This is a genomic window from Aphanothece hegewaldii CCALA 016 (assembly GCF_003007785.1).
GTDB classification, from domain to species: domain Bacteria; phylum Cyanobacteriota; class Cyanobacteriia; order Cyanobacteriales; family Microcystaceae; genus Chroococcus; species Chroococcus hegewaldii.
This window is the reverse complement of record NZ_PXOH01000113.1, coordinates 1-1,151: the sequence shown is the minus strand read 5'-3', so window position 1 is coordinate 1,151 and position 1,151 is coordinate 1. Positions and strand designations below refer to the sequence as shown.

1 protein-coding gene is annotated in these 1,151 nt (G+C 44.2%); it reads left to right on the top strand.

The features are described from left to right. The coding region (locus tag C7H19_RS25210; RefSeq protein WP_146136608.1) for a CARDB domain-containing protein at window positions 1–1,151 on the top strand (1,151 nt) is incomplete at both ends.

Genomic DNA, 1,151 nt, shown 5'->3' with positions numbered 1-1,151 from the left:
AAAGAATTCATCTACACCACCAACAACAGCCGCGTCTCAGAAGCCATACAAATTAGCTTAACCCCTCCACCCGACTTGAAAGTAACAGATTTAATTGCTCCTTCGGCTATAGAAGCGGGTCAAAAAATTGACTTTTCTTGGACAATTACTAATGATGGAACAGGTAAAGCTGTTGGGGCTTGGGTCGATGAAATTTATCTGCAAGCCGTTAGTACTCTATTGCAACCGCTCATTTGGCTGGGTTCGTTTACTTATGATCAAGGATTAGCGGCAGGTCAATTCTATACCAGAAAAGAACAGATTGCCATTCCTAGCACTTTACAAGGGCTTTATCAAATCGTCGTTAAAACAAACACTCTTCACTCCCTCTACGAACACGGTGCAACAGGTAATAATACTGCGGTAGATAACGACCCGCTCCTGATTACCTTGCCGCCTCGACCTGATTTACAAGTACAGTTAATTGAAGCACCCCAAGAGGTGAATGCTGGTGGAACGGGAGCTTTAGCCTTTGTCGTGATTAACTCTGGAACAGTTCCCACCACGACTTCTTGGCAAGATCACGTTTATTTATCCCTTGACAACAAAATTAGCAGCGACGATTTTCTTTTAGGTAGTCCAACCAATGAATCGGCTTTAGCCCCCCAAGAAAGCTATCTTAGCTCAACTCTATCTTTCGTCGTACCTAAACGTATGATAGGCGAAGTATTCCTGATTGTACAGGCTAATGCCGACGGGAAAGTTAACGAATATCCCCAAAACAGCAACAATACCCTCGCCGTCCCCCTCAACGTCATCGGACTACCCCTAGCTGATTTAGTAACTGAGAATGTCACGGTACCTAACCAAGCTTTTGAAGGTTCCACTATTCCTATCCGTTACACCGTTATTAACAAAGGAATTGGTGAAACTGACCGCGACGAATGGACCGATACAATTTGGCTCACCAGAGATAAAAAACGGCCTTCTCCAGTCAATGCAGAAGGAAATCTAGAAGATATTCTGCTGGCACAAATTACCCATTCTGGCTCACTGCAAGTCGGACACAGTTACGAACAAATTATTAACGTCACTTTACCCGAACAAGTGACAGGTGAATGGTACATCACCCCTTGGAGCGACACCTATGACATCGTACTTGAAGACACCTT